24 protein-coding genes are annotated in these 26151 nt (G+C 65.5%); 10 read left to right on the top strand and 14 right to left on the bottom strand.

Features of this window, described 5'->3' with window-relative positions:
• Window positions 1-23: 23 nt before the first annotated feature.
• Both astD and astB read left to right on the top strand, forming a co-directional pair.
• Window positions 24-1493: a succinylglutamate-semialdehyde dehydrogenase gene (gene astD, locus DOM54_RS03145; protein WP_110714931.1), complete on the top strand. Its 1470-nt coding sequence runs from the start codon at window positions 24-26 to the stop codon at window positions 1491-1493.
• Window positions 1490-2851, top strand: coding sequence for an N-succinylarginine dihydrolase (astB, locus tag DOM54_RS03140; protein WP_110714930.1), 1362 nt, complete (start codon window positions 1490-1492; stop codon window positions 2849-2851). The genes astD and astB overlap by 4 nt, the downstream gene beginning before the upstream one ends.
• A 9-nt stretch (window positions 2852-2860) precedes the next feature.
• Here the strand turns inward: astB and DOM54_RS03135 are convergent, their stop codons facing one another.
• The 3 genes from DOM54_RS03135 to DOM54_RS03125 all read right to left on the bottom strand — a co-directional run bounded on the left by DOM54_RS03135 (window position 2861) and on the right by DOM54_RS03125 (window position 5757).
• Entirely contained in the window at window positions 2861-3910 is a 1050-nt protein-coding gene (locus DOM54_RS03135) for an SPFH domain-containing protein (protein ID WP_110714929.1), read from the bottom strand.
• Between the two features lie 5 nt (window positions 3911-3915).
• Window positions 3916-4371, bottom strand: coding sequence for a nodulation efficiency, NfeD-like protein (locus DOM54_RS03130; protein WP_110714928.1), 456 nt, complete (start codon window positions 4369-4371; stop codon window positions 3916-3918).
• Between the two features lie 183 nt (window positions 4372-4554).
• The gene (locus DOM54_RS03125; RefSeq protein ID WP_240613740.1) at window positions 4555-5757 is read right to left on the bottom strand and encodes a CynX/NimT family MFS transporter; all 1203 of its coding nucleotides are present in this window, start codon (window positions 5755-5757) and stop codon (window positions 4555-4557) included.
• A gap of 161 nt (window positions 5758-5918) precedes the next feature.
• On the opposite strand from DOM54_RS03125, the gene DOM54_RS03120 reads away from it, so the two are divergent.
• Window positions 5919-6446 carry a TetR/AcrR family transcriptional regulator gene (locus tag DOM54_RS03120; protein ID WP_110714926.1) on the top strand — a complete coding sequence of 176 codons (528 nt, stop codon included), beginning with the start codon at window positions 5919-5921 and terminating at the stop codon, window positions 6444-6446.
• 135 nt (window positions 6447-6581) lie between these two features.
• Window positions 6582-7880 carry an MFS transporter gene (locus tag DOM54_RS03115; RefSeq protein ID WP_162619746.1) on the top strand — a complete coding sequence of 433 codons (1299 nt, stop codon included), beginning with the start codon at window positions 6582-6584 and terminating at the stop codon, window positions 7878-7880.
• A gap of 49 nt (window positions 7881-7929) precedes the next feature.
• Here the strand turns inward: DOM54_RS03115 and DOM54_RS03110 are convergent, their stop codons facing one another.
• From DOM54_RS03110 to DOM54_RS03075, 8 genes are all read right to left on the bottom strand, one after another.
• Entirely contained in the window at window positions 7930-8472 is a 543-nt protein-coding gene (locus tag DOM54_RS03110; protein WP_206018988.1) for an ureidoglycolate lyase, read from the bottom strand.
• A gap of 9 nt (window positions 8473-8481) precedes the next feature.
• Window positions 8482-9873, bottom strand: a complete 1392-nt coding sequence (locus tag DOM54_RS03105) for an amidase (protein ID WP_110714924.1) — start codon at window positions 9871-9873, stop codon at window positions 8482-8484.
• Window positions 9870-10553, bottom strand: coding sequence for a DUF2848 domain-containing protein (locus DOM54_RS03100; RefSeq protein WP_110714923.1), 684 nt, complete (start codon window positions 10551-10553; stop codon window positions 9870-9872). Before DOM54_RS03100 ends, DOM54_RS03105 begins: the two co-directional genes overlap by 4 nt.
• 103 nt (window positions 10554-10656) lie before the next feature.
• A complete protein-coding gene (locus DOM54_RS03095) occupies window positions 10657-11937 on the bottom strand; it encodes a TRAP transporter large permease (RefSeq protein ID WP_110714922.1) in 1281 nt (426 codons plus the stop codon).
• The gene (locus DOM54_RS03090; protein WP_110714921.1) at window positions 11937-12560 is read right to left on the bottom strand and encodes a TRAP transporter small permease subunit; all 624 of its coding nucleotides are present in this window, start codon (window positions 12558-12560) and stop codon (window positions 11937-11939) included. The genes DOM54_RS03095 and DOM54_RS03090 overlap by 1 nt, the downstream gene beginning before the upstream one ends.
• Window positions 12561-12619: 59 nt before the next feature.
• On the bottom strand, window positions 12620-13666 hold the full coding sequence (locus tag DOM54_RS03085) for a TRAP transporter substrate-binding protein (RefSeq protein ID WP_110714920.1): 1047 nt from the start codon (window positions 13664-13666) through the stop codon (window positions 12620-12622).
• 74 nt (window positions 13667-13740) lie between these two features.
• Window positions 13741-14556 (bottom strand): putative hydro-lyase, encoded by an 816-nt coding sequence (locus tag DOM54_RS03080; protein WP_240613739.1) that lies wholly within the window; start codon window positions 14554-14556, stop codon window positions 13741-13743.
• A gap of 178 nt (window positions 14557-14734) precedes the next feature.
• Window positions 14735-15634 carry a LysR family transcriptional regulator gene (locus tag DOM54_RS03075; protein ID WP_110714918.1) on the bottom strand — a complete coding sequence of 300 codons (900 nt, stop codon included), beginning with the start codon at window positions 15632-15634 and terminating at the stop codon, window positions 14735-14737.
• A gap of 350 nt (window positions 15635-15984) precedes the next feature.
• Between DOM54_RS03075 and ilvD the strand changes: the two genes are divergently transcribed.
• The 4 genes from ilvD (at window position 15985) to DOM54_RS03055 (ending at window position 20248) form a co-directional block, all read left to right on the top strand.
• Window positions 15985-17694, top strand: coding sequence for a dihydroxy-acid dehydratase (ilvD, locus tag DOM54_RS03070; RefSeq protein ID WP_110714917.1), 1710 nt, complete (start codon window positions 15985-15987; stop codon window positions 17692-17694).
• Between the two features lie 263 nt (window positions 17695-17957).
• Window positions 17958-19139: a cobalamin-independent methionine synthase II family protein gene (locus DOM54_RS03065; protein WP_110714916.1), complete on the top strand. Its 1182-nt coding sequence runs from the start codon at window positions 17958-17960 to the stop codon at window positions 19137-19139.
• A gap of 97 nt (window positions 19140-19236) precedes the next feature.
• On the top strand, window positions 19237-19671 hold the full coding sequence (locus DOM54_RS03060; protein ID WP_110714915.1) for a hypothetical protein: 435 nt from the start codon (window positions 19237-19239) through the stop codon (window positions 19669-19671).
• Between the two features lie 82 nt (window positions 19672-19753).
• The gene (locus tag DOM54_RS03055) at window positions 19754-20248 is read left to right on the top strand and encodes a metallophosphoesterase family protein (protein ID WP_167406499.1); all 495 of its coding nucleotides are present in this window, start codon (window positions 19754-19756) and stop codon (window positions 20246-20248) included.
• A 9-nt stretch (window positions 20249-20257) separates the two neighbouring features.
• Here DOM54_RS03055 and DOM54_RS03050 read toward each other — a convergent pair whose 3' ends face one another.
• The gene (locus tag DOM54_RS03050) at window positions 20258-21472 is read right to left on the bottom strand and encodes a PQQ-dependent sugar dehydrogenase (RefSeq protein WP_110715108.1); all 1215 of its coding nucleotides are present in this window, start codon (window positions 21470-21472) and stop codon (window positions 20258-20260) included.
• Window positions 21473-21644: 172 nt separating this feature from the next.
• Between DOM54_RS03050 and DOM54_RS03045 the strand changes: the two genes are divergently transcribed.
• Complete coding sequence (locus tag DOM54_RS03045) at window positions 21645-22745, top strand: AbrB family transcriptional regulator (RefSeq protein WP_110714914.1); 1101 nt, start codon at window positions 21645-21647, stop codon at window positions 22743-22745.
• Window positions 22746-22870: 125 nt separating this feature from the next.
• On the opposite strand, the gene DOM54_RS03040 is transcribed toward DOM54_RS03045, so the two are convergent.
• Window positions 22871-23236: a hypothetical protein gene (locus DOM54_RS03040; protein WP_162619745.1), complete on the bottom strand. Its 366-nt coding sequence runs from the start codon at window positions 23234-23236 to the stop codon at window positions 22871-22873.
• A 412-nt stretch (window positions 23237-23648) separates the two neighbouring features.
• On the opposite strand from DOM54_RS03040, the gene DOM54_RS03035 reads away from it, so the two are divergent.
• Entirely contained in the window at window positions 23649-25130 is a 1482-nt protein-coding gene (locus DOM54_RS03035; protein WP_110714912.1) for an amino acid permease, read from the top strand.
• 130 nt (window positions 25131-25260) lie between these two features.
• Here DOM54_RS03035 and DOM54_RS03030 read toward each other — a convergent pair whose 3' ends face one another.
• Window positions 25261-26031, bottom strand: coding sequence for an ABC transporter substrate-binding protein (locus DOM54_RS03030; protein ID WP_110714911.1), 771 nt, complete (start codon window positions 26029-26031; stop codon window positions 25261-25263).
• Window positions 26032-26151: the final 120 nt, after the last annotated feature.

Raw genomic sequence — 26151 nt, 5'->3', positions numbered from 1 at the left:
CATGAATCATCAGGAGCGACCTAATGCACGCCAAACAACAACTGCTGATCGACGGCCGCTGGATCGACGGCGCCGCCACGCGTTTCGACAAGCGCGATCCCGTCTCGGGTGACTTGCTGTGGCAGGCCGCGGCGGCGTCTCCCGAGCAGGTCGACGAAGCGATCGCGGCGGCGCGGCGTGCGTTCCCAGGCTGGGGGCGGCGGCCATTCGCCGAGCGCCAGGCCATCGTCGAGCGCTTCCGGGACGAGCTGGAAGCCAATCGTGAACCGCTGGCCCGGAGCATCGCCTTTGAGACCGGCAAGCCGATCTGGGAGGCGCGCACCGAAGTGGGCGCGATGATCGGCAAGATCGCGATCTCGCTCACCGCCTACCACGAGCGCACCGGCGAGCGTGCCCGCGATGCCAGTGGCACGCGGGCCGTGCTGCGCCATCGCCCTCACGGGGTGCTGGCGGTCTTCGGCCCCTACAACTTTCCGGGCCACCTGCCCAATGGGCATATCGTGCCGGCGTTGCTGGCGGGCAATTGCGTGGTGTTCAAGCCCAGCGAGCAGACGCCGATGACCGCCGACCTGACGCTGCAGTGCTGGGAGCGGGCGGGGCTGCCCGCCGGCGTGATCGATCTGGTCCAGGGTGCGGCGGAAGTCGGGCAGGCATTGGCGGGCAGCGCCGCTATCGACGGCCTGCTGTTCACCGGCAGCGCCAAGGTCGGCGGCCTGCTTCACCGCCAGTTCGGCGGTCAGGTCGGCAAGATCCTGGCCCTGGAGCTGGGCGGCAATAACCCGCTGGTGGTCAAGGATGTGCGTGATCTCGATGCGGCGGTGCTGACCGTCGTGCAGTCGGCATTTCTCTCCGGTGGCCAGCGCTGCACCTGTGCCCGCCGCCTGATCGTGCCGGAAGGCGAGGCTGGCGATCGACTGGTCGAAAAGCTGGCACGAACCATGGCCGAACTGCGCGTGGCGGAACCTTTCAGCGAACCGGCGCCGTTCTACGCCGGGCTGGTCAGCCCCCAGGCCGCGGAGGGGTTGCTCGAAGCGCAGCGTGACCTCGAAGCCCGAGGCGGGCGCGTGCTGGTGCGGATGCAGTCACTGCAGGCGGGGACCAGCCTATTGTCACCGGGCCTGGTGGATGTCACCGGCTGCGACGTACCCGACGAGGAGCATTTCGGTCCGCTGCTCAAGATCCATCGCTACACGGGCTGGGATGAGGCGATCGCACTGGCCAACGACACCCGCTATGGGCTCTCCGCCGGTCTGATCGGCGGCGATCAGGCCGACTGGGACGACTTTCTGCTGCGAATTCGCGCCGGCATCGTCAATTGGAATCGCCAGACCACCGGGGCCTCCAGCGATGCTCCCTTCGGCGGCATCGGCGACAGCGGCAATCATCGCCCCAGCGCCTACTACGCAGCGGATTACTGCGCCTATCCGGTCGCCTCGATGGAAGCGGATACGCTGACCATGCCCGCGGAGCTGCCGCCCGGAGTCACGCTATGAGCCGCGACGGTGTGAAGGACGACGTCCTCGAGGTCAACTTCGACGGCCTGGTCGGACCGACCCACAACTACGCCGGGTTGGCTCACGGCAACGTGGCCTCGATGCGCCATGGCGGGCTTGCGTCCAACCCCCGCGAGGCGGCGCTGCAGGGCCTGGCCAAGATGAAGTCGCTGATGGATGCCGGCTACGCCCAGGGCGTACTGCCGCCCCAGCAGCGCCCGGATCTGGGCGCGCTGCGCTCGCTCGGCTTTGCCGGCAGCAACGCCGAGGTGCTGGCGCGGGCCGGGCGAGAAGCACCGCAGATCCTGCGGGCGGTCTGCTCGGCCTCGTCGATGTGGACCGCCAATGCGGCGACGATCACGCCGAGTCCCGATGCGCCGGATGGCCGGGTACACTTCACCCCGGCCAATCTGCAGTCGAGCTTCCATCGCTATCTCGAGCCGGAGACCACGGGCCGGGTGCTGGCGGCGATCTTCCGCGATCCGGCGCACTTCGCCCATCATTCGGCGCTGCCGGCGACCCCGGCGTTCTCCGACGAGGGCGCGGCCAACCACACCCGGCTCTGCGGCGACCACGGCGAGCCCGGCGTGCATCTCTACGTCTACGGGCGTCAGGCGTTCGGCGGCGAGCGCGGCCCGCAGCGTTATCCCGCCCGCCAGACCCTCGAGGCGAGCCAGGCGATCGCGCGTCAGCACGGCCTGACTGATGCGCAGACGGTGTTCGCCCAGCAGCACCCCGAGGCGATCGATGCCGGGGTGTTCCACAACGACGTGATCGCGGTGGGCAACGGCCCGGTACTGCTCTACCACGAGATGGCGTTCCTCGACGAGGAGCAGACCCTGGATGCGCTGCGCAGCCGAATGGCCACGCCGCTGATCCCGGTGCGCGTCCCCAGCGAGGCGATCAGCCTGGAGGAGGCGGTCTCGACCTATCTGTTCAACTCGCAGCTGCTCACCAACCCTGGCGGCGACATGACGCTGGTGGTGCCGGGCGAGTGCCAGGAGAACGAGACGGTGTGGCGGGCGATCCAGGATCTGCTGCTGGCCGGGCACAACCCGATCGGCGAGATCCTGGTCAAGGACGTCAAGCAGAGCATGCGCAACGGGGGCGGGCCGGCGTGTCTGCGTCTGCGGGTGGCGCTCTCGGCGCAGGAGCGCGGCGCCCTGGGCGGGCGCGTGCTGCTCGATGAGGGGCTGCACGCCGAGCTGGTGGCGTGGGTCGAGCGTCACTACCGTGACCGGCTGACGCCCGACGATCTGGCCGACCCGCAGCTCGCCGAGGAGACACTGGCAGCGCTGGACGAACTCACCCGCCTGCTGGGCATCGGCAACGTCTATCCATTTCAACTGGCGACATGAGCCTGCCGCTCAGCCTTGCCCCGCGGCGCCACCGACCATGCCGCTGCGCAGGTCGGCGCCACTCTGGCGGTTTCTGACGTGCTGGCTCACCACCTCTTCCGGTGAGCCGGCCATCTCGCGGAACATCCCCATGCTGCCCAGCAGGGCGGAAGACTCGTAGGGGACGAACACGCGCTCGCCATCCTTGGCCATGGTCGGCAGGGCCTTGATGTAGCTCTGGCCGAGCAGGTAACCCACCACGGTGCGCTTGTTCTCTTCCGTCTCGCCGATGGCACTGAGCACCAGCTTGATCGACTCCTGTTCGCCCTGGGCGCGCAGAATGGCGGACTGCTTGTCGCCTTCGGCATTGAGAATCGACGATTCGCGCTGACCCTGGGCCATGGCGATGGCAGCGGATTTCTCGCCCTCGGCTTCGGTCACGGTGGCGCGTCGTTTACGCTCAGCCGCCATCTGCAGGCGCATGGCGCTCTCGACCTCTTCCGGCATGGCGATGTCCTGCACCTCCACGCGAGAGATCTTGACGCCCCATTTCGAGGCCGGCTCCTCCATGGCGGACTGTATGGCGTTGTTGACCTCGGCGCGGGATTCGAACAGCTTGTCGAGCTCCATCTTGCCCACTACCGAACGCAGCGTGGTCTTGGCCAGCACCTCGACGGCCTGGCTCATGTTGGCGACTTCATAGACCGCCCGCTTGGGATCGATGATCTGATAGTAGAGCGCGCCATTGATCGTGACCGTCACGTTGTCGGTGGTCACCACCGGCTGGCCCGGGAAGTCCATCACCGTCTCGCGACGGTCGATGCGAATCTCGTCGGTGGCGATGGGGTAGTACTCTTCGCCCTGCTTGCGATAGCGGATCATGCTGATGGCACGGGGTTGCTCGATGAATGGGATGATGATGTTGATCCCGCTCTCGAGCAGTCGGTTGAAGGAGCCCAGTCGCTCCACCACCATCACCTCCGACTGGCGAACGATCACCAGTCCCTTGACGATGAGCAGCACGCCGATGGCGACGATGATCAGGCTGATGATCAGACCCGGGCTGGCGAGAAGATCCATGAGCGTTACTCCGTAGGACGCTTCAGCGTGACGATGGCTTCGGTACCGTCGAAACGCTGAAAGATGACCGGGCTGCCGAGCGGCAGTTCGGTGGTATCGGTATCGGCGACTCTCAATCGATAGAAGTCGCCATTGATCTTGAGGCCGGTCGCGCCATCGAAATCGCGCTTGAGCGTGCGGTACTCGTTGCCCTTCTCGACGCCGGTGCCGGTGGTGCCGTAGTCGACGCCCGGCGGCGAGAACCTCGGTCGGATCACCTTGACCACCAGCGGCAGCAGCACGCCGGCTGCAAATCCCAGCCCGAGCAGTTGCCAGGTCATCGAGGCACCCAGCCAGGCCAGCAGCGCCGCGATGGCGGCAGCGATCGCCAGTGCCAGCAGCACCAGGGCACCGGAGGCCAGCTCCGCCAGCCCCAGCAGCAGGGCGACGGCCAGCCAGACATAAGCCACGTTCCAGTCCATATCGATTCCCGACGCGCGGTGATGGAAGAGAGGAGGTTGCGATGGGCAATCGAGGCCTGATGGGCGGGTTCCCGTCACCGATTGCAGCACGATCCCGAAGTTTGCCCGCATTCGACCGGCCAGCGTATCAGAGATTGCCGACAAGGGCGGTGAGCGTTTGCCGCCAGCCTGTTCCCCGGGAGGTCAGTCGTCTCCCAGCTTGACCATTCTGGGCCGGCCGATCAGTACGCCGGCCACGCTCTGGCCGGCGAGCAGCACGATCAGAAAGATCAATGACAGCTGCCAGTCGCCGCTCAGGCCGTGCAGGGCGCCGAACAGTAGTGGGCCGCTGGCACCCATCAGATAGCCGATGCTCTGGGACATCCCCGAGAGCATCGCGGCATGCTGGGGCTGACGGGTACGCAGCACGATCATGGTCAGCGCGAAGGCGAAACAGCCGCCCTGGCCGGCGCCCAGCAGCACCGCCCACAGTAGTGGCGAGGCCGCTGGTGCCAGTAGCAGGCCGAACAGCGCCAACGCCACCAGCGAACAGAGCCCGAGCACCAGCAGGCTGTGATGGGTCAGCCGCGAGGCCAGGCGGGCAACGATGTAGCTGCCCGGAATGCTGGTGAGGTTGATCAGCGACAGCATGATCCCCGCGGTCGCTTCGGGGACGCCGGCCTGGATCGCCACCGCCGGCACCCAGGTCTGCAGCGTATAGAAGCTCAGTGACTGGGCGCCCATGAACAGCGTCAGGGTCCACGCCACCGGACTGCGGAACAGGCGCGACATGGGCGGCCGACGGGAGGCGGTCGGTTGCTCGGGCCCCAGCGACAGCGCCATGCGCCACCACACGATGGCGGATCCGATTCCGAAGGCGGCCCACAGCCAGATCGGGGTGGACCAGCTTCCCGAGGCGTTCATCAGCGGGATGGCGCTCCCGGCGCTGATCGTGGCGCCAACGCCCATCATGACCGTGTAGAGACCCATGGTACGGCCCAGGCGGTCACCGCGATCGCGCTTGACCAGGCTCGGCATGAACACATTGCCGAAGGCGATACCCATTCCTGCGCACAGCGTGCCGAGCAGCATGACTGTCAGGCTCTCGACGCCGCGCATCACGCCGCCGACAGCGATCAGCGTGATCGCGCAGGCGATGGCGCGATCGAGCCCGACACGGTCGGCGAACCCCGGCGCCAGCGGCGACAGCAGGCCGAAGCAGAGAATCATTCCGGTGGTGAACAGGCTCGCCGTGCCGGCACCGATGGCCAGTGTCCCCATGATCGGTTCGAGCACCGGCCCGATCACCACGATCGGTGCGCGCAAGTTGATCGCCGCCAGACCGAAGGCCACAAGCCATAGCCAGGCGGGCAGCGATCGAGCAGCAGGGGGAACGGATCGGGACACGGTTGGCGGCCTCCGGTAAAGGGGGCGGCATCTTAGCATTTTCCTGCCAAGGGGCGGATCCGACCTTGCGCGAAGCGCCCGGCACAGGCGGACCGCGAAGATGGCCGAAGACCGGTGAATCGGGCCTTGCACGAGTAAAGTTATCGTTTTACATTGGGGTCATGGACATTCGCACACGACTGATCGACACCGCCGAGCAGCTCTTCGATCGCCATGGCTTCACCGCCACGGGGATGGACCGGCTGACCCACGGCGCCGGCATCTCCAGCCGCACGCTCTACAAGCATGTCGGCAGCAAGAACCGCCTGCTGGCGATCGTCCTCGACGAGCGCGATCGTCGCTTCATGCGCTCGCTGGCGAGCGCCGTCAGCCTGGATGACCTGTTCGGGGCGCTGGGCGCGTGGTTCGCCGACGAGGGCGCGCGGGGCTGTCTGTTTCTGCGCAGTTGGGCCGAGACCGGCGGCGACGTGCCGGAAATCGTCGAGGCCATGACGCGTCACAAGGCGCGGCTGCGGCAGCGCATCGAAGAGATCGTCGAAGCGGAGACCGGGCGTCGCGACGACGAACTGGCCGAATCGATTCTGCTGCTGGTCGAAGGTGTGACCCACGCCGCGACCTATCGGGGTAGCGCGACCGTGGACGTGGCTCTGCGAGCGGCGCGGCGGCTGGTCGAGTCCGCTATGGTCTGACCGCAGGAAATTGCTCTCTCCGGCTCGATGTCGGCGGCTGTGTCACGAGCGTGGGGAAAACGATCATTTTACATCAGGGGCGTCGTCTTGGGATCGTCACTCGAGCCGGATTCGGTAGCCAGGGAGGATTGCATCATGACTCACCAGGAACGTCGGCTCATCGTCGCGGGGACGCTACTGATCGGTGTGAGCTACGGCCTGGCACGCTTCGCCTACGGCCTGTTCCTGCCCAGCATGCGCGAGGATGTCGGGATGGGTTCGACAATGGCGGGGGCCATCGGCAGCGGTGCCTACGTGGGCTACTGTTTCGCCATCGTGATCAGCGCGCTACTGGTGGAGCGGCTCGGCGCTCGAGCCATTGCCGTTGCCGCGGCCCTGGTCGCCGCGACGGGAATGGCGGTCATCTCCGTCAGCACCAGCGCGCCGTGGCTGGCCGGCGCCATCCTGCTGGCGGGAGCCAGCACCGGACTGGCATCGCCACCCATGGCCCAGGCCGTCTCGAGTTCGATCGCAACCGACCGCCAGGGCCGGGCCAATACCGTCATCAATGCCGGTACCAGCCTCGGCGTCGCCATCTCCGGCCCGGTGGCGTTTATCGCCACGGGGCAGTGGCGAATCGCCTATGCCGCTTTTGCGGTGGCCGCTTTGCTCAACGCCGTGCTGTTGTTCGTCAGCGTGCCGCGTGCCGGGACGAGCGAAGCGCGTGACGACACCGCCTCGAAGGCAGCGGGCAGGCCGAACCGAGAAGGAGTGCGGCGGGCCTCGGCCTGGCGCGTGATGGTGGCCGCGATGGGCATGGGCATTGCCAGTGCCGCCTACTGGACGTTCTCGAGCGAGGCGCTGCTGACGCAGGGGGAGTTCTCCCAGGCGCTGGCCAACAGCGTCTGGATTCTGATTGGCGTCGCCGGCCTGGTCGGTGGCCTTGCCGGGGATCTCGTCAACCGCTTCGGCATCAATGGGGTGCACCGGGCAACGCTGCTCGCGCTGGCACTTGCGCTGTCGCTGCTCGCGCTGATGCCCTCGAGCCTGCCGGCCGCGCTGGGGTCAGGCGCCCTGTTCGGGGCGAGCTACATCATGCTCACGGGTATCTATCTGGTCTGGGGCGTGCGCCTCTACAGTGACCGTCCCGCCATCGGGCTCGGGTTGCCGTTCTTGATGATCGCGGCGGGCCAGATCGTCGGTTCGCCACTGGCAGGCTACCTGATCGGCAACCACGGCTACGCCTTCTGTTTCATCGTCTTCGCGTCGATCGCGTTGGCGACGATGCCGATCGGATACCGGTCCGCGCGAGGGGCGCAGGCCGATGCCGCGCCGAAAGCGACGGTATCGAGCCGGCCGGGCGTGCCACTGCAGCACTTCTATCTGCCTGCCATGCCGCCGCTGGGACTGATCGACAAGATCGGCCGGCTCGCTCGTCGTGGGTCCGGACGTTGATGAGGTGACTAAGGCCCGGGTGCGTGATGCATCTCGACGCGTGGCGACATCACCGTTGGAGATCCAGCTCGATCGCGGCCGGCAGCGGTGTCAACCGGCTCTCGCTACCGGCCGCGCCTTCGGTCAGCATGGCGATCAGCTCCCGAGTGGTGGAGTGACGGGTCAGCATCAACGCCGTAACCTCGCCGTCGAGTGCCCTCGTGGCATGCCAGCAGCCGGGATGCATCGACACGCCCAGGCCCTGGGGCAGCCGAAAGGCTTTCAGCGAATCGATATCCGGACCGCCGTCGTGATCGAGACAGACGATCTGCACGAGATCGCCGCCGTGGATCGGCACGACGGCCTGATGGGTCAGCCGATGCATCTCCAGCTTGTCGATGCGCGATGAGTTATCGCGATAGTGCACCCAGAGCACTTCAGCGGGACCGCCATCGATGCCGGTGTCGAAGCTGAGCTGGTGGACGAAATCGCTGGCTGCAGAACGATATCCCGGCTCGCCTTCGGCAAGATCGGCGGGCCACCCCATCACATCGCCATAAGGGGCGAATGACGTCGGCGAGAGTGCGTCGATCGGTAGCGTCTTGATGTCCACGCGCTCTCCTCAGCGGGATTGATCGGTGTCTTGCAGCATCGCTTCCACCACGCAGGCATGCTGCAACAGCATGGTATCGTCGCCCTGGGGGCGCGATAGCATCAGGCCGATGGGAAGCTCGGCGCCGGTCGCGACGTAGGGCAGCGAGATCGAGGCCGCGTCGAGATAGTTGAAGACGCTGGTATTGCGCAGCGCCAGCCGGTTGGCGCGCTGGAAGGCGGCGGCATCGTTCTCGAGCGCGGCCCGTCTCGGGGGCAGCGTGGCGACGGTGGGCAGCAGCACCGCATCGAAGCCGGTCATCTCCTGTTCAAAGCGTTGCTGCCAGCCCGCTCTTGGCCACAGGCGCTGCAGGTAGTCCGCGGCGCTGATGTCCCGGCCGCCCTTCAGGCGTTCGGCGATCAAGGGGTCGTAGTCGGCTTCGGCGCGGGCGAGCTGCTCGCGATGCAGCGCGGCCGCTTCCGGTACCACCAGGCCACCCTGCTGGTTGATGGCCAGCGCCGCGTCGATCGCGGTGAACGACACTCGCTCGATATGGCACCCCTGGGCCTCGAGTACCGCGATCGCGGCCTCGAAGCCGTCACCCACGGCGTCGTCCAGTTCGCTCAGCAGGCCGCCTGCTGCCACTGCCAACCGCAGCGGTCGCGGCGTGGCATCCAGCGCCGGTAGCGGCCTCTCGGCCAGAATCGACCAGAGGCTGGCGCAGCACGCGACGCTGGGCGCGATCGGACCCACGCAGTCGAGACTCGGTGCCAGCGGATAGGCCCCTTCACCGGGCACGCAGGCCTGGCTCGGCTTGAAGCCGGTCAGACCGCAGAACGCCGCCGGGATCCTGAGCGAACCGCCGGTATCGCTGCCCAGCGTGGCGGCGGCGAGGCCGAAGGCGACCGAGGCGGCGCCACCCGAGGTCGAACCGCCGGTGACGCGTTCGCCATCGAACGGATTGGGGGGCGTGCCGTAGTGTTGGTTGAGGCCGAGCCCCGAGAATGCGAACTCGCTCATGTTGGTGCGCCCGGTCAGCAGCGCCCCGGCGCGTCGCAGACGCTGGACCGCCGGCGCATCGCGACTGGCTGGCGGGTTGTCACCCAGCACGCGGGAGGCGGCCTGGGTCACCTCGCCTTGGACATCGAACAGATCCTTGATGCTGATCGGCACACCCGCCAGGGGTTGGGTGGGATCGACCCGCGCCAACCGGTCCCGCAGCTTGTCGGCATCGAATTCGATATAGGTCGTGGCGGTGACCTCGGCCCGTGACCGTGCCCGCTCGATCAGTGCCTCCAGTGCCTGGGTGGGGGTGAAGTCGCCGCTGTCGATGGCCGCCTGCCAGTCGTGCAGCCGGCGTTGGCCGGCAGGGCGATCCCAGAACGCGCGTGCGTCATCTTGTGACGTCTCGGGCGAGCTCATTGCGCGACCTCGAGCTCGATGACGGTGTAGCTATGGCTCAGGCGGCGGTTCAGCACGGGGTCGGTGAGCGTCATCGAGAAGCGCGGGCTGGGGCGGATACCGCCGATGGCTGGCACCGTGCCGCACAGCAGCAGCGTGTTGGGGGCCAGCGATTCGCCCTGCTTGAGTGCGGCGGGCAGCTTGGCCAGTAGCGTCTCGATATCCAGCAGCTCGGCCAGCGTGCCCTGCTGATAGGTGACGACCTGGCCGTTCTCTTCGATCTCGCTGGCCAGTTCCAGCGCATCCCAATGCTCGCGGATGGCCGCTAGCGGCCAGGCCTGTCGGGCGACCGGCTTGGCGCAGAGCTGCTTGGATTCGGCGACACCGACCGCCTCGAGTTTACGGTCGGTGTGGTCGGAGGCGAGCGTCACCCACAGCCGGCCAGCGCTGTCGCTGACGAGGCAGACCTCGGCTTCGCCGGAGCCGTCGCCGCCGAGCATCTCGACGTTTTCAGCCTGGGTCAGCAGTTGCGCACTGGCCCGATAAAAAAGCGGCACGCTGGAGGGCGGCTTGACGCCGATGGCGGCCAGTTCGTCGATATGATGTTGCACGTTCGCCTGATCGCGGCCTGCCCAGCCGGCGATCGCCAGCCGTTCGGGTGTGACGGTGAGCGTGTCTTCGGGGGTATCGAAAGTCAGCATGAGCGGTTCCTGAGTTGTCGTTGGAGCGGCCATTGGCGTCGGCTGCCGCGGGTCATCGATGGCACGGCGTAGCGATAACGCGGCGCCTCGACGACGCGGCGGATCAGAGCGAGTTCGGCAGCCATAGGGCGATGCCGGGGAACAGAATCAGCAGCACGGCCATCACCACCATGGCGGCGATGAACGGCAGCGTGCCGACGATCACGTCGGAGAACGGCTTGCCGCGCCGGGCTGCCTGCACGATGTAGAGGTTGAGGCCGACCGGAGGAGTGATCAGCGCCATCTCGACGAACAGGATCATCACCACGCCGAACCACACCTTGTCGAAGCCCGCGGCGAACAGCAGGGGCGCGATGATCGGCAGCGTGATCACCATCATCGATAGCGTCTCGATGAAGAAACCGAGAACCACCAGCAGCGCCAGCACGCAGAGCAGCAGTGCCATCGGCGACAGGTCCAGTTGCGTCAGCAGTTGCGTCAGTTGGTTGGAGAGACCGGCCGAGGCGAGCGCGAAGTTGAGAAACGAGGCTGCCAGCATGATGAACAGGATCATCGAGGTGGTGCGCACGGTATTGTCGAGCGCTTCGGTCAGCATGCGCCAGTCCAGTCGCCGATTGAACGCCGCGAGCATCAGCGCGACCACCACGCCGATGGCGGCGGCTTCGGTGGGCGTGGCCCAGCCGGTGTAGATCGAGCCGACGATGGCGACGAACAGGATCAGCAGCGGCAGCAGGAACTTCAGATGGCGCAACCGCTCCGGCCAGCTCGAGCGACTGCGTGGCCCACCCAGCGATGGCTTGAAAGCGCAGAACAGGATCGCCGTCAGCATGAACAGGCCGGTCAGCAACAGCCCCGGCAGCAGCCCGGCCACGAACAGCTTGGGGATCGAGGTCTCGGTGAGGAAGCCATAGACGATCAGGTTGATCGACGGCGGAATCAGAATGCCCAGCGTGCCGCCGGCGGCGATGCTGCCGCAAAAAAGCCGTGGGTGATAGCCGAGCTTGTCGCCCTGCGGCAGCGCCACGGTGGAGATCGTGGCCGCGGTGGCCACGGAGGAGCCCGAGGTCGCGGAGAACAGCATCGAGGTCATCACGTTGGCATGCAGCAGGCCGCCGGGCAGCCAGGAGAGCCAGTGATCCATGGCGCGATAGGCGCGTTCGGCGATCCCCGCGCGGACGATGATCTCACCCATCAGCACGAACAACGGAATCGCGATCAGCAGAAAAGAGTCCGCCGCCGACCACAGGTTCTGGCCCAGCGCCCGCATCAGCGGGAAGAACGAGAAGAATTGATCGATACCGAAGGCGAGCAGGAACAGCGTGATGGCGACCGGGATGCCGGTCAGCAGCAGCGCCAGAATTCCGATGGAGAGATAGGCAAGCATCAGGATTTCCCTCCGGTTGCGGCGTTGTCGTGCACGCGGACCTCGAGCGAATCGGCCTCGAGCTGATCGGCGTCGTGGCCCATGCCGATCAGCGTGCGAATCGTGGCGCTATCGCCGCCGGCCGCCGCCAGCAGGGCGCGAATCGCAAGCACCGCCGCCGACACGGCAAACCAGGTGTAGCCCAGCACCCAGACCAGTTGCGGTATCCACAGCGGCGTCGACAGCGGCGTGTTGGCGGTGGTGTGGTTGGAGAGTGATCCCGAGAACACCGGCCAGGCGTGGATGACAATCATCCAGCCGACCAGATTGACGGCGAGTATCGAGAGCAGGTCGAGCGCTGCCCGGGCGGCGATCGGCAGCTTCGAGTAGCCGACATCGATGCGGATATGGGCACGTTCGACCAGCGTGTGCGAAAGCCCCCAGGCCGAGAGAACGGCGAGGACATAACCGGCATATTCCTGGACGCCTTCGAAGGAGCGGCCCAGCAGTTTGCGGCTGACGACCTCCATGATGACCATCACCACGACGGCCAGCAGCAGCAGGCCGATGAGTCGAGCGGCCCAGCGCGAGACGAGGCGGACGGCGCCCACGAGCGCGTCGAACAGAGAGACGAGAGCGAGCATGTTGGATACCTGCCGACGGGCAAGGGCCGAGCACCGGCGTGCTCGACCCTGTTGCCCGTTTACTTGACGATGGGGAGTGCGACGAGCGGCGCGACGTTCTCGTTCCACAGCGAGATCGTCTCATCATCGATCCGCGAGGCCCAGCTCGGCAGGACGGCACTGACCAGCGCCTGGTGGGCGCGCTCGCGGTCGGCATCGGTCACCTCGACCAGGGTCATGTCGCCCGGATTGCCGTGCTCGCACTCGCCATTGCCGGTCAGGCAGGCGATGCCCTGCTGCTCGTCCTTGGCCAGGTTGTTCCACACCGGATCGATGAAGCCGGGTTCGATCTGGTCCTCGATGGTCTGCTTGGTCTGGTCATCCAGCGAGTTCCAGGTGTCGTTGCTGACCGCAGTAATCACCGTGTCCCAGCCACCGATCGGCAGCGGCAAAAGGTAGTCGGCGACGTCCTGCCAGCCGGAGTTGTAGCCGGACAGCGAGCCCGTCACGGCACAGTCGATCACCCCGCGCTCGAGCGAACCAGGCACTTCATTGAAGGCCATGACCGTGCTCTGGGCGCCGATGGCGGAGAGGAACTCCGCCGTGGTGCGGCCACTGGCGCGGACCTTCTTGCCCTGCAGATCGCCGAGGCCCTTGATCGGCGTGTTGCAGAACACCACCTGCGGCGTGTTGGGCGCGATCGCCAGCACATGCGCATTGTAGTGAGACTGCATTGTCTTCTCGGCGATCGGCATGAACGCCTCGCTGACCTCACGAGCCTTCTCGGGGTCGGTGGTCATCATCGGCAGGTCGAGCCCTTCCAGTGCCGGCGCTTCGCCGCCGACGTAGTCGGAGAAGGTCATGCCGACATTGAACAGGCCGTTCTTCAGGTAGGTGAAGACATCACTGCCTTCGATACCCATCTGATCGAAGGTCGTCATCTGGACCTGGATCTGGCCATCGCTCGCCTTGGGCAGGGTCTCGGTCCAGAACGGCTTCTCGAAGTTCTTGTGCAGGGAGACTGCGCTCCAGGTACCGACGACGTTGAGGCTGGTATCGGCGGCGGCGCCCTGGACAAGGCCGGCAGTCAGGGCGGAGAGCGTGAGGCCAAGCAGTGTCTTCTTCATGGGAGTCTCGCTTGTTGAGGTTGTTTTACGAGTCTTCGGCAGGCGCGAGCGGCGCGACTACCGCGATATCGCCGCTACCGATACTTCAGGCGATAGTTGGGAATGTCGGTGATCAGCATGTGACCCGGTGCGTGGGCCATGGCGAAGGGTAGTTTCGCATTCATCAGCGCGATCTGCGGTGTCACCCCGCAGGCCCAGAATACCGGGATGTCGCCGGTTTCCATCACCGGAGCATCGCCGAAGTCCGGCTGGTGGATATCGTCGATGCCGATCAACTCCGGTCGCGCCAGATGCAGGGGCGCGCCATGAACGCTGGGCATGTCGGTGGTGATCTGCACGGCGCGGATGGCCTCGGCCGGTGACATGGCGCGCATCGACACGACGTAGCTGCCGTGGAACGGGCCAGCGGGGATCAGCGGAATGCGGGTCCGGTACATTGGCACGATGGTGCGCGCGGCCATATGGCGAACCGGCACGCCCTCGGCGATCAGCGACTCCTCGAACGAGAACGAGCAGCCGATCGAGAAGGTGACCAGGTCGTCGCGCCAGCGGGAGACGAGGTCGGCTGGCTCGTCGACCAGTTCGCCATGTTCGTAGACGCGGTAGCGCGGCACGTCGGTGCGCAGGTCGATCGCCTCTCCCAGGGCCTGCGGATGGAAGCTGCCCGGTTCGCTGACGTCGAGCACCGGACAGGCGGCGCGATTGGCCAGGCAGAAGCGCAGGAAGTCGGCAGCGTAGGTTTCGGGAATGATGACCAGGTTGGCCTGGGCGAAACCGTTGGCGATACCGGTGGTGGTGGTGGGCCAGTCACCGCGGCGGATGGCGGCGCGCGCCTCGGCCGGAGAGACGGTGGCGTCGAGAGAGAGCATGTTGTCGATCCTGGTTGTCATTGTCGTGGCAGCCTTGGCCGGCAGAACCGGGTGGCGCCTTATGACATCCCACGCTATGGGTTCACGACGCATCAATCCAATCGATTTTTATGATTCTTATTCATCGGTAAAACCTTTCAACGCCAGGTTCATCGATAACGCCCTCCATCATGAGACCATCGGCAACGCCCTGGCAGCGTCAGGCGTGCTCGCGCTGATCCCGTTGCCCGAGTTCGATCGCCAGGTCGATGACACCATCGGCCAGCGCCTTGTCGATGTGCTGCGGCCAGGAGGCCGCGAAGTCGAGCCGAGGCAGATCACAGGGCAGGGTGATGAGCTCGCCGCGGGCGATCTCCTGCTCGACGATGCGGGGCGGGATGGCACCGACGCCGATACCATCCAGCGCCAGGCGTACGATGGTCCAGACCGAGCCGGAGCAGTGCAGCTTGATCCGCTCCAGGCGCTGCTGATGCAAAAGCGACTGCAGCTCCCGGTAGGGGCGGCTGTCGCTGGCGAAGGTGATCAAGGGCGTGCCGGTACGCGCCAGCGCTTCCAGGGTGAACGTCTGGGCCGAGAAGCCCAACTGCGGAGTGGCGATCAGGCCCGTGGCATAGTGGCATAGCGGCCGACTGAGGATGTCCTGGGCATCGACCGGTCCCAGCGTGAAGGCCATGTCGATCTGGCGATTGAGCAGCCGGTTGGCGAGTCCCGGCGTGCCGTCCACTTCGAGCTGCAGCGTCATGTCGGGGAAGCGGTTGGCGAGTTCGGCGATGAACGCCGGCAACCAACTGTGGGCGATGGTTTCGACCACGCCGAGGCGCAGGACGCCCTGGAACGGGTTGTTGGCCTCGAGCATCGCCATCGCTTCCTGGCGCGTCTCCAGCATGTGCTGTGCGTGGCGGTAGAACTGTCGACCCTTGGGCGTAGGTTGGATCGGGCGCTGGGCGCGATCCAGCAGTGGCCCGCCGACGAACTCCTCGAGCCGGGCAATACGATCCGAGATGGAAGGCTGGGTCAGGTGCAGGTGCTGTGCGGCAAGGCGGAACGATCCCAGGCGTACGATCCAGACGAAGGCTTCGATTTCCTTGAAGTCGAACATGGCGGGCTCGCTCGGCGTGCGGTGAAGACGGCAGACGTGATGCCGGCCAGTATTGCACGGATGGCCGCCCTCGAGAGACGCGCGATTTCCGCCATCGTCGGATGTCCGCGCGCGCTCGGTGCCGTTACAATGGGCCACCCTTTCTGCATCGGGCGCGTCCGATTCGCTTCACGAGAGCCGCTTCACAAGAGCCATCGCGTCCGAGCATTGTCATGTGACCGTGACACCTCGACGCCTGCCGACCGTCATCTTTCGAGGCATCGTTTCAGCCGGCATGTGTCGCTCAACCTTCGCCCGACGAGGCAGCCAGACCGCCCTCGAGGCGAACAGCCGAAATACAGGAGCGCTTGATGAGTCAGGATTACCCGGAAAATACCGATCACCGTCGCCGCCACTCCGCCAACGTGGTCGATGGCCCCGGCAAGGCCGCCAGTCGTGCCATGCTGCGCGCGGTGGGCTTCACCGACGAGGACTTCAAGAAACCGCAGGTGGGCATCGCCTCGACCTGGAGCCGGGTGACGCCGTGCAACAGCCATATCAACGTGCTGGCGGAAGCGGCCAGCGACGGTGCCGACGCTGCCGGCGGCAAGGGCGTGATCTTCAATACCATCACCATCTCCGATGGCATCGCCAACGGCACCGAGGGCATGAAGTACTCGATGGCCTCGCGGGAGATCATCGCGGATTCCATCGAAGCCGTCTCCGGTTGCGAGGGCTTCGATGGCGTGGTCGCGATCGGCGGCTGCGACAAGAACATGCCGGGCTGCATGATCGGGCTGGCGCGTCTCGATCGGCCCAGCATCTTCGTCTACGGCGGCACCATCCAGCCGGGCGCAGGCCATACCGATATCGTCTCGGTGTTCGAGGCGATGGGGGCCTACTCCCAGGGCAACAAGTCGCTGATCGAGGTCAAGCAGATCGAGGAGACCGCGATTCCGGGGCCGGGCTCCTGCGGTGGCATGTATACCGCCAACACCATGGCCTCGGCAATCGAGGCCATGGGCATGAGCCTGCCCAACTCGTCAGCCCAGGAGGCGGTCTCCCAGACCAAGCACGACGACTGCCGCGCCGCCGGCGAGGCCGTGCTCAAGCTGCTCGAGCTGGATCTCAAGCCTTCCGACATCATGACCCGCAAGGCGTTCGAGAACGCCATCACCGTGGTCATTGCCCTCGGCGGCTCCACCAATGCGGTGCTGCACCTGCTGGCGATCGCCAACACCGTCGGCGTCGAGCTCACGCTGGACGATTTCACCGAAATCGGCAAGCGGGTGCCGGTGCTCGCCGACGTGCGTCCCAGCGGCCACTACATGATGAGCGAGCTGGTGGCGATCGGCGGCATCCAGCCGCTGATGAAGGTCCTGCTGGATGCGGGCATGCTCCACGGCGACTGCGTTACCGTCACCGGCAAGACACTGGCCGAGAACCTGGCGGACGTGGCGCCGTATCCGGTCGACCAGCAGATCATCAAACCGCTGGACAAGCCGGTCAAGGCGAGCAGCCACCTGCGGATTCTCTACGGCAATCTGGCGCCGGAAGGTGCCGTGGCCAAGATCACCGGCAAGGAAGGCACTCGCTTCACCGGTCGCGCGCGCGTCTTCAATTCCGAGGAGGAGGCCCAGGCACGCATCAACGACCTGACCGTGGTCGCCGGCGATGTCGTAGTCATCCGCTACGAAGGACCCAAGGGTGGCCCGGGCATGCGCGAGATGCTGACGCCCACCTCCGCGATCATGGGCCGCGGCCTGGGCGACAAGGTGGCGTTGATCACCGACGGCCGCTTCTCCGGCGGCAGCCACGGCTTCGTGGTCGGCCATATCACGCCGGAAGCGTTCGTTGGCGGGCCGATCGGCCTGGTCGAGGATGGCGACGAGATCACCATCGACGCCGAGAACGATGTTATGACCGTGCATATCGACGATGCCGAGATGGAGCGGCGTCGCGCGGCCTGGCAGCGTCCGGCACCGCGATACACCCGCGGGACGCTGGCCAAGTACGCCAAGACGGTCAGTTCCGCATCGAAAGGCGCGGTCACCGACCTGCCCGAAGCACTCGAGGACTGAGGTGCTGGACGATTGAGGCGGCTGGCGCGGTCGCCTCCGCAGAATGAACGCCCCGAGGTTCTTCCTCGGGGCGTTTTTCGTGGCTAGGCGACTGCTGGAGCGAGTCATGAGCCCGGTTCATGATCGAGCTGCACAACTTTCATGCGGCTGCACGTCTATTGCGTCTCTGGCTTGGGTATCCTGGCGGCCTGCCTCTTCGGTGGCGCCATGCCAGCCGATCCGCTCGCCACCGCCGAACCGTTCTATAACGCCAGGGAATTGCCATGCAAGCCAGTCGCGACCGCATCATCACCACTCATACCGGCAGCCTGCCGCGCACCCCGGCGCTGTCGCGCATGCTGGTGCTGCGGGAGCAGGGCAAGCCGGTGGATAGCGCAGCGTTCGAGGCTGAGGTCGCGCGCTGTCTCGACGGCGTGATCGGCGCCCAGCTCGAGGCGGGACTCGACAGCATCAACAACGGCGAGGCGCCGCGAGTGGGCTTCTCGACCTACGTGACCGAGCGCATGAGCGGCTTCGGCGGCGAGGGTCGGCGCAAGCCGACGCTGGATATCCAGAAGTTCCCCGGCTACGCCGAACACATGGCGCGCCAGATCGGTGTCTCCGAGGATCTGGCCAAGGTGTGGAACACACCGCTGGCCCAGCGTGCGGTGCACTACGATCCGACACTGGCCGGGGTCAAGGCGGAGCTGGCCTCGTTTTCGGCGGCGCTTGCCGGCAAGCCGGCACCGCTGGAGACTTTCATGACCGCGGCCTCTCCCGGCGTGGTCACCACCACCATGCTGCGCGCCCAGGACAACCCCGACTATCCCACCGACCGCGACTACGTGCTCGCCGTCGCCCGCGAGCTGAAGCGGGAGTACGAAGCGATCGTGGCGGCAGGACACGTGCTGCAGCTGGATGCCCCGGACCTGGCCATGGAACGCGTGATCCTGTTCGGCGACGCCGACCTGGGCACGTTTCTCGAACGCGTCGAGTTGCACGTCGAGGCGATCAACCTGGCGCTGGAGAACATTCCGGCGGACAAGGTTCGCCTGCACGTCTGCTGGGGCAACTGGCAGGGCCCGCACCAGGATGACGTGCCGGTGGCCGAGCTGCTGCCGATCCTCTACCGGGCCAAGGTGGGGGCGTTGAGCATCCCGCTGGGCAATCCGCGTCACGAGCACGAGACGGTCTCGTTCAAGACCCATCCGCTGCCGGATCATATGCTGCTGATGCCGGGGGTGATCGACGTCACCACCAACTATCTCGAACACCCCGAGGTGGTGGCCAATCGCATCTGCGCCTCGGTCGATGCCATCGGCGATCGCGAGCGTGTCGTGGCCGGCACGGACTGTGGTTTCGGCACCTTCGCCAGCTACGAGTTCGTCGCCCAGGACGTGGCCTGGGCCAAGCTCAAGGCGCTGAGCGAAGGTGCGGCGATCGCCAGCCGACGTCTCTGGGGGTGAGGAGTTACTGCCTATCGCGGTCTCGGCGTCGATGACTTTGCAGATCGCGAGGCTCTCCTATACTGCGAGGGCAAATGGCACAACAGGGAGAGGTGCAATGGCGACCCAATGGATGAGGAATGCCGGGCTGGGCCTGGTACTGAGCACGGCGATGTTCGCCGGTGGCGCCGTGGCGCAGGACAAGACGAGCGATCAGCCCAACGTGAACAAGCAGGAGGGGGCGCAGACCAACGAGCAGGAGCCGGCCCATGAAACCGAGACGCAGGCGGAGGGAGCCCCCAAACTCGCCAAGGCGTGTCTCGATCTCGCCCTGCAAAAAGACGAAGGTAGCGAGAAATTTCGAGGCAATTCGATCTACGAGAACAACGCCAAGGACTACGACGCCGATGAGCTCGAGAGGGGAGATACCTTCGAGCTGCGAGTCGATCTGCTCGGCGAGGGCAATGCGAAATACAACCTGACCTGCCAGATCGATGCCGATGGCAACATGACTTACGAGGGCATGGGCAAGTCGACCAGCGTCAAATCATGAGGCGGACTCGTGCAACGCTTCAGACGGCCCCTCGGGGCCGTTTGTGTCTGCACTCCTCGACCGTTTCATCAGGAGATCATCGGTGAGCCTCACCGCGGACATTGTCGAGACGACGTCTCCGGTCGGGGTCATCTCGGATACCCACGGGTTGCTGCGGGACCAGGCCCTGGCGCTGCTGGCGGATTGTCGCCCGTTGATTCATCTGGGTGACGTCGGCGATCCGGCTATTCTCGAACGTCTGGCCGAGCTGGCGCCGGTCTATAGCGTACGCGGCAACATCGACCGGGAGGGGGTGTGTTCGACACTGCCGTCACACCGCCTGCTGGTGATCAACGGCCGGCCCCTGCAACTGGTCCATGATGTGGCGGACGTCGACGAGCGGATGGCGTGCGAGTCCGTGCTGCACGGCCACTCGCACAAGCCGCGCAACGAGTGGCGGGGAGAGGGCGGCGAGCGGAGGCTATGGTTCAACCCCGGCGCAGCGGGCAAGCGCCGATTCAGCCTGCCGATCACGCTGGGCAAACTGTGGATCGACGCCGACGGTATTCGTGGCGCGATCCTCCACCTGCCTCCTTGAGCCCGGCAATCACTCGCCGTCCGGGGTGATCCGGACCAGCGCGCCGTTGCTCGAGTCCGTCAGCACCCAGAGCGCGCCGTCGGGGCCCTCCGCGACATCGCGCACGCGCCCCAGTTGCTCCAGCAGACGCTGTTCGCCACTGACGCGCTTGCCGTCGAGTGTCAGTCTCACCAGCCCGCCCGGCGATAGCGACGCGATGACGAGATCTCCCTCCCAGCCTGGGAAGCGACCACCCTGGTAGAACGTCATGTCGCCGGGCGCGATCACCGGATCCCAGTAGTAGATCGGCTGCTCCATTCCCTCCCTGGCGGTCACGCCTTCACCGATTGGCGCGCCGCTGTAATCCTCGCCATAGGTGATGACGGGCCAGCCGTAGTTGTTGCCGGCTTCGGGGACGTTGAGTTCGTCGCCGCCCTTGGGCCCGTGTTCGATGGTCCAGAGTTCACCGGTGGCGGGGTTCAGCGCCGCGCCCTGCACGTTGCGATGGCCGTACGACCAGATCTCGGGCAGACCGCCATCGCCGTCGGCGAACGGGTTGTCGTCGGGAATCGAGCCGTCGGCGTGGATCCGCACCACCTTGCCCAGATGCGTGTCCAAATCCTGGGCCAGTTGGCGGGGTTCGGGTAGCGAGCGTTCGCCCAGGGTCACGTAGAGTCGATTCTGGTCGTCCCAGGTCAGCGTGGAACCGAAGTGCTTGGTGGAGCTCCAGGCCGGCGTCTGGCGAAAGATGACTTCGACGTCGCTCAGCCGGGCGTGGTCCTGGCTCAGGACGCCACGGGCGACCGAGGTGCCGTTCTCACCGTCGCCCCTGGGCTCGGCGTAGCTGAAGTAGATTCGTCGGTTGCTGGCAAACTCCGGGTCGAGCACCACGTCGAGCAAGCCCCCCTGGCCGCGGGCATCGATCTCCGGCAGGCCCTCGATTGGCGCGGACAGCGTCCCGGCATGCAGGTCGACGGCACGCAGTCGCCCGGCGCGCTCGGTCACCAGTGCCATGTCGTTGTCGACAAATGCCAGGCCCCATGGATGGGCCAGACCCTCCGCTACCGGCGTTGCCGTGAGCGTGACATCGTCATCGAGTGCCGGCGCGCGGGTCTGGCCGTCGAAGGCCGGGGTCTGATCCGGCGCATTGGGCGCGCCGCTCCGCACCGGCTCTGCAGCGAAGGCTTCACCGCCAAGTGACAACAACAGTGCGGCACCGGGGAAGGTCACGAGATTTCGAAGCATGTCGGTCTCCATGGCAGGGGCTGGCATCGCGTCTAATTCATTGACTGTAGCAGCCTTCCGGGCCGGCGTGAGCGGTGACGCGTCGCTGACAGTTTGAAACCAAAGATTGTCGACAAACGATGCCGCGATTTGGTCAAAGTTGATATCATTAGCCTTTTATCGGAGTTCGAACTTGCCCGCTGATCCCCCCGTGCCCCGCAAGCCCTCATCTCGCTTCCGCCCCCCGACGTGGTTGCGATGGCTGCTGCTCGTGCTCGGCTGCGTCATTGCCAACCGGTCGTTGAGTGCGGTGCATATGCCGGCCGGCGGGTTCATCGGCCCGATGGCGGTATCGATTGCCTACGGAGTGCTGGTCGGTGGCCTGAAGTTGCCTCGCACCGGTTTCAAGCTGAGCCAGGGCGTGATCGGCGTGCTGATCGCCCAGACGCTGACCCTGTCGGTCCTGTTCAAGATCCTCGATGCCTGGCCGGTGATGCTGGTCGCCACGGCGATCACGCTGCTGCTGAGCCTGGGGGTGGGCATAGGGCTGGTGCGTTATGGTGGCTTGCCCGGCTCGACGGCGGCCTGGGGCACGACGCCGGGAGCCGCCGCGGCGATGGTCGCGATGGCCGAGGAGAGCGATGCCGATCCGCGGATCGTGGCGGCGATGCAGTACGTGCGCGTGGTCTGCGTCGTGCTGGTGGGGGCGCTGGTCAGCCACTACTTTGGTGTGACGGATAGCGCCGGCAAGGGGCACGCTGCCAACCTGCCTGCCAGCCTGGGAGAGCTGGGCAGCTTCGTTGCCACGCTCGCGGTCGTCGTCGGCGGGGTGTGGTTATTCGACCGGCGGTTGCCCGCGGGCGCGTTGCTCGGGCCGGTAGTGCTGGGCAGTGTGTTGAGCCTGAGCGGTCTCATCACCATCGTGCTGCCCCAGCCGCTCCTCGAACTCGCGTACGGCGTGATCGGCGCCTACGTGGGATTGCGCTTCGACCGGGAGACGGTCCACAACATTGCGCGCGCGCTCGGCAAGATGATTTTCGCTTCGCTGGTGCTGATTGCGCTATGTGCCGTTTCTGCCTGGCTGATGACGCTGCTGATGCATACCACTTTCATCACCGCTTATCTGGGCACGAGTCCCGGCGGTCTCGATTCGATGACGATCATCGCGATCGATACCCATGCGGATGTGGGGTTGGTGGTCGCGTTGCAGACGCTAAGGCTGTTCACGGTCGTATTGGTCGGGCCGGGGATGGCGAGGCTGGTCGCGCGGTTCGCCAAGCCATCGGCGACCTGATGGGGATCTCGAGGGTCGGTCTCTTTGACTCTATCCAGGCGAAGGTTGGGCTGGTGTGGGACGTTCGGCGGGCCACCTGCTGATCGACGCCGGATGGCTTGGCACGAGCGGCTTATGGGCAACGCCTAATGAAGGCTCCATTGCCAGCGCTTGTGCTTTTGGCGCGGGGCCGGGGTGTGGCTGCGCACACGGCTGACCCAGGCCTGGCGCGACTCCCAGCGTATCAGGTAGACGGTCTCGCCATCGCGCAGCGGAGGATTCGCCGGATCGATCAGGACCGCGTCGAACCAGCGCGAGAGATGATAGACCTGGAGCTTGCCCGTGACGGGGTGAGCGGCCACCTGGACGGCGGCTTCCGCGCCGCCGCCGCTATCCGGTCGAAGCGACAGTGCCCACCAGCCCGGCATGCGGTGTCGAAAGATCACGGCGAGCGAGCAGAGCGCCAGCCAAAAGAGGATCTCTCCCGAGGTTGTATTGAACCATGACTCCATGGAATCCCCCTGCGACTCGGTGGCGATAGCCTCCAATGATGGGCAATCGTCCTTTTTATGCGACGCCTTCGAGGGCGCCGTCTGTCTCTGGTAGACCTAGCGTTACTCAGCACGATACGGATAGCCAGTGCCACTCTCCACATCAGAACGGTAAACAATTGCTGCCTTACGTAGCGGTTCCCGGTGATTGTTGCGGTGATTTTCCACCGCGCGAGACGGTTCTCCTCGTCACATTTTCCTGGACACTGTTCCATCCGCGCCAAGGGGTTTGCGGACCCGTGGGGTCTGCAGTATTTCTGAAAGCGCAAGGTCTCCTCGCACCTCGAGGGGAAGCGGGATGCGGGATGCAGCGGCCGGTTTCACCGCCCTGCACCGACGACAACAAGGACAACGACAGTGGCGAGAGGCGGATATGAAACAGCAACACTCCAACATTCAATACCGGCAGGAAGACGCCAGTTACTTCGAACAGCGCGGACTGAGCCGATATGCCGGCCCCTGGTCGCTATGGGCGCTGGGCGTCGGCGCGGTCATTTCCGGTCACTACTCCGGCTGGAATCTGGGGCTTTCCATTGGCGGCTGGGGCGGCATGGCGATCGCGACCGCGTTGATTGCGATCATGTATCTGGGGCTGACATTCTGTATCGCCGAGATGTCCCCGGCGTTACCCCACACGGGAGCGGCATACTCCTTCGCGCGCTCTTCGATGGGACCCTGGGGTGGCTTCATCACCGGTCTGTGCGAGAACGTCGAGTACATCCTGACGCCGGCGGTCATCGTCTTTTTCATCGGCTCCTATCTGGGCAGCATCTTCGAGACGCCAGCGGCGGTGCAGCCGCTATGGTGGGTGATAGGCTATATCCTGTTCGTGGGACTCAACATCGTGGGCGTGGAACTGTCGTTCAAGGTGACCTTGACGGTGACGCTGATGGCGCTGGCGGTGCTGATCGTGTTCTGGGTATCGGCGATTCCCAACATCGACTTCTCCACCTGGGCGCTCAATATCGGTAGCGACGGTGAACTGCTGGAGGGCGGCGGCGGACCGTTGTTGCCGATGGGCCTCGGCGGCGCGCTGGCGGCGATGCCTTTCGCGGTGTGGCTGTTCCTGGCGATCGAGCAGTTGCCACTGGCGGCGGAGGAGTCGGTCGATCCCACGCGAGACATGCCCAAGGGCATCATCCTGGGCATGATCACCCTGATCGTCTCCGCCTCGATGGTGCTTTTCCTCAACCCTTCACTGGTCGGCGTCGGGGCCTACGCCCTCGGCCAGAGCGGTGAGCCGCTGCTGGACGGTTTCGCCGCCATCTACGGCAGCGGCCTGGCCAAGATCCTGGCGCTGGTAGCGATCATCGGACTGATCTCCAGCTTCCACACCATCATCTTTGCCCAGGGGCGTCAGATCTACTCGCTGTCGCGTGCCGGCTACTTTCCGACCTGGCTGTCGGTCACCCACGGCACCCGCAAGACGCCGCACGTAGCGATGATTGCCGGTGCCTGCCTGGGGTTGGTCATCATGCTGACACTGTTCATCGGCCTGGGGATCGACCAGGGGTCGGCGGTGATCGGCGGCACCTTGCTCAACATGGCGGTGTTCGGCGCCATGTGCTCCTACATCGCCCAGGCTGCCTCGTTCATCCTGCTGCGCAAGAATCGCGCCGACATCCCACGCCCCTATCGCAGTCCTTTCGGGGTGCCCGGCGCCTGGATCACCATCGTCATCGCGCTGGTCACACTGTTTTTCCAGTTGAGCGATTCCACCTACCGGGTCGGCATCCTCGGCGTCATCGTGTGGTTCGCCGTCGCGATCACCTATTTCGCGCTGGTCGGTCGTCATCGGCTGATCCTGTCGCCGGAGGAGGAGTTCGCGATGGCGCAACGCGAGGCGACGAGCTAGAGCGTCGAGGCGGCGGTCGCGTTACGGCAGGGAAGCCGATCGCGTTGACTGGCAGAAACGACAAGGCCCCGATCCAGGAACCGGGGCCTTGCGTTCGAGAGTCGGGCGTGGGACGCCCGCCGTCGACCTTCTACTGCTGGGTCTTGAAATACTTGTCGTAGATCTTCTGGTAGGTGCCGTTGTCCTTCAGCGTGGCCAGGGCGTCGTCGAAGCGCTCGGCGAGCTCCTTGTCGCGGGGACGGAAGGCAATACCGAAGCCTTCGCCGAAGTATTTTGCCGGCTCGCTGATCATGTCGCCGACGGTGACGTAGTCGCCATCCTTGCTGTCCAGCAGCGTGGACTTGCCCACCGGGAAGTCGAGGAAGGCGATGTCGACGCGTCCGGCATCCATGTCCAGCACCAGGTCGTCGGCGGTGGTGTAGCGGCTGATGTTGGCCACGTCGCCGTACATGTCGGTGACGTAGTTGTCCTGCAGCGTGCCGCGCTGGACACCGATGGTCTTGCCCTTGAGCGACTCGGGGTAGGTGGTTTCGATACCGCTGTCGGCAGCCGCGAACCAGGCGGAGGGCGGCTTGATGTACGGATCGGAGAAGAGCACGGTCTGGCGGCGCTCGTCGTTGATCGTCATCGACGACATGATGGCGTCGTACTTGCGTGCCAGCAGGCCGGGGATGATACCGTCCCAGGCCTGGACGACCCACTCGCAGTCGGCGTTGATCTGCGCGCACATGGCGTTGCCGAGCTCGATGTCGAAGCCGGTCAGTTCACCGTCCGGGGTGCGATATTCCATCGGCTCGTAGGGAACGTCGACACCGATACGCAGCTGTTCGGTGTCCTGGGCCTGGACGACGCCCGCGATCAGCGCGGCGCCAAGCAGGCTGGTGGTCAGCAGTTTTTTCATGGATCGCTTCTCTCTCGTGATGCGTGTGTTCTTGTGTGTTGCGACTCGGTCCCGGTTCGTCCGGCGCTTCGTGGGCGGCGAACGATCCACGACATCCGATGGATGACAACCGCAGCATAA

This window comes from Salinicola acroporae, assembly GCF_003206615.1.
Classification (GTDB): domain Bacteria; phylum Pseudomonadota; class Gammaproteobacteria; order Pseudomonadales; family Halomonadaceae; genus Salinicola; species Salinicola acroporae.
The sequence above is the reverse complement of the archived record's forward strand: the minus strand, read 5'-3'. Positions and strand labels throughout refer to the sequence as shown.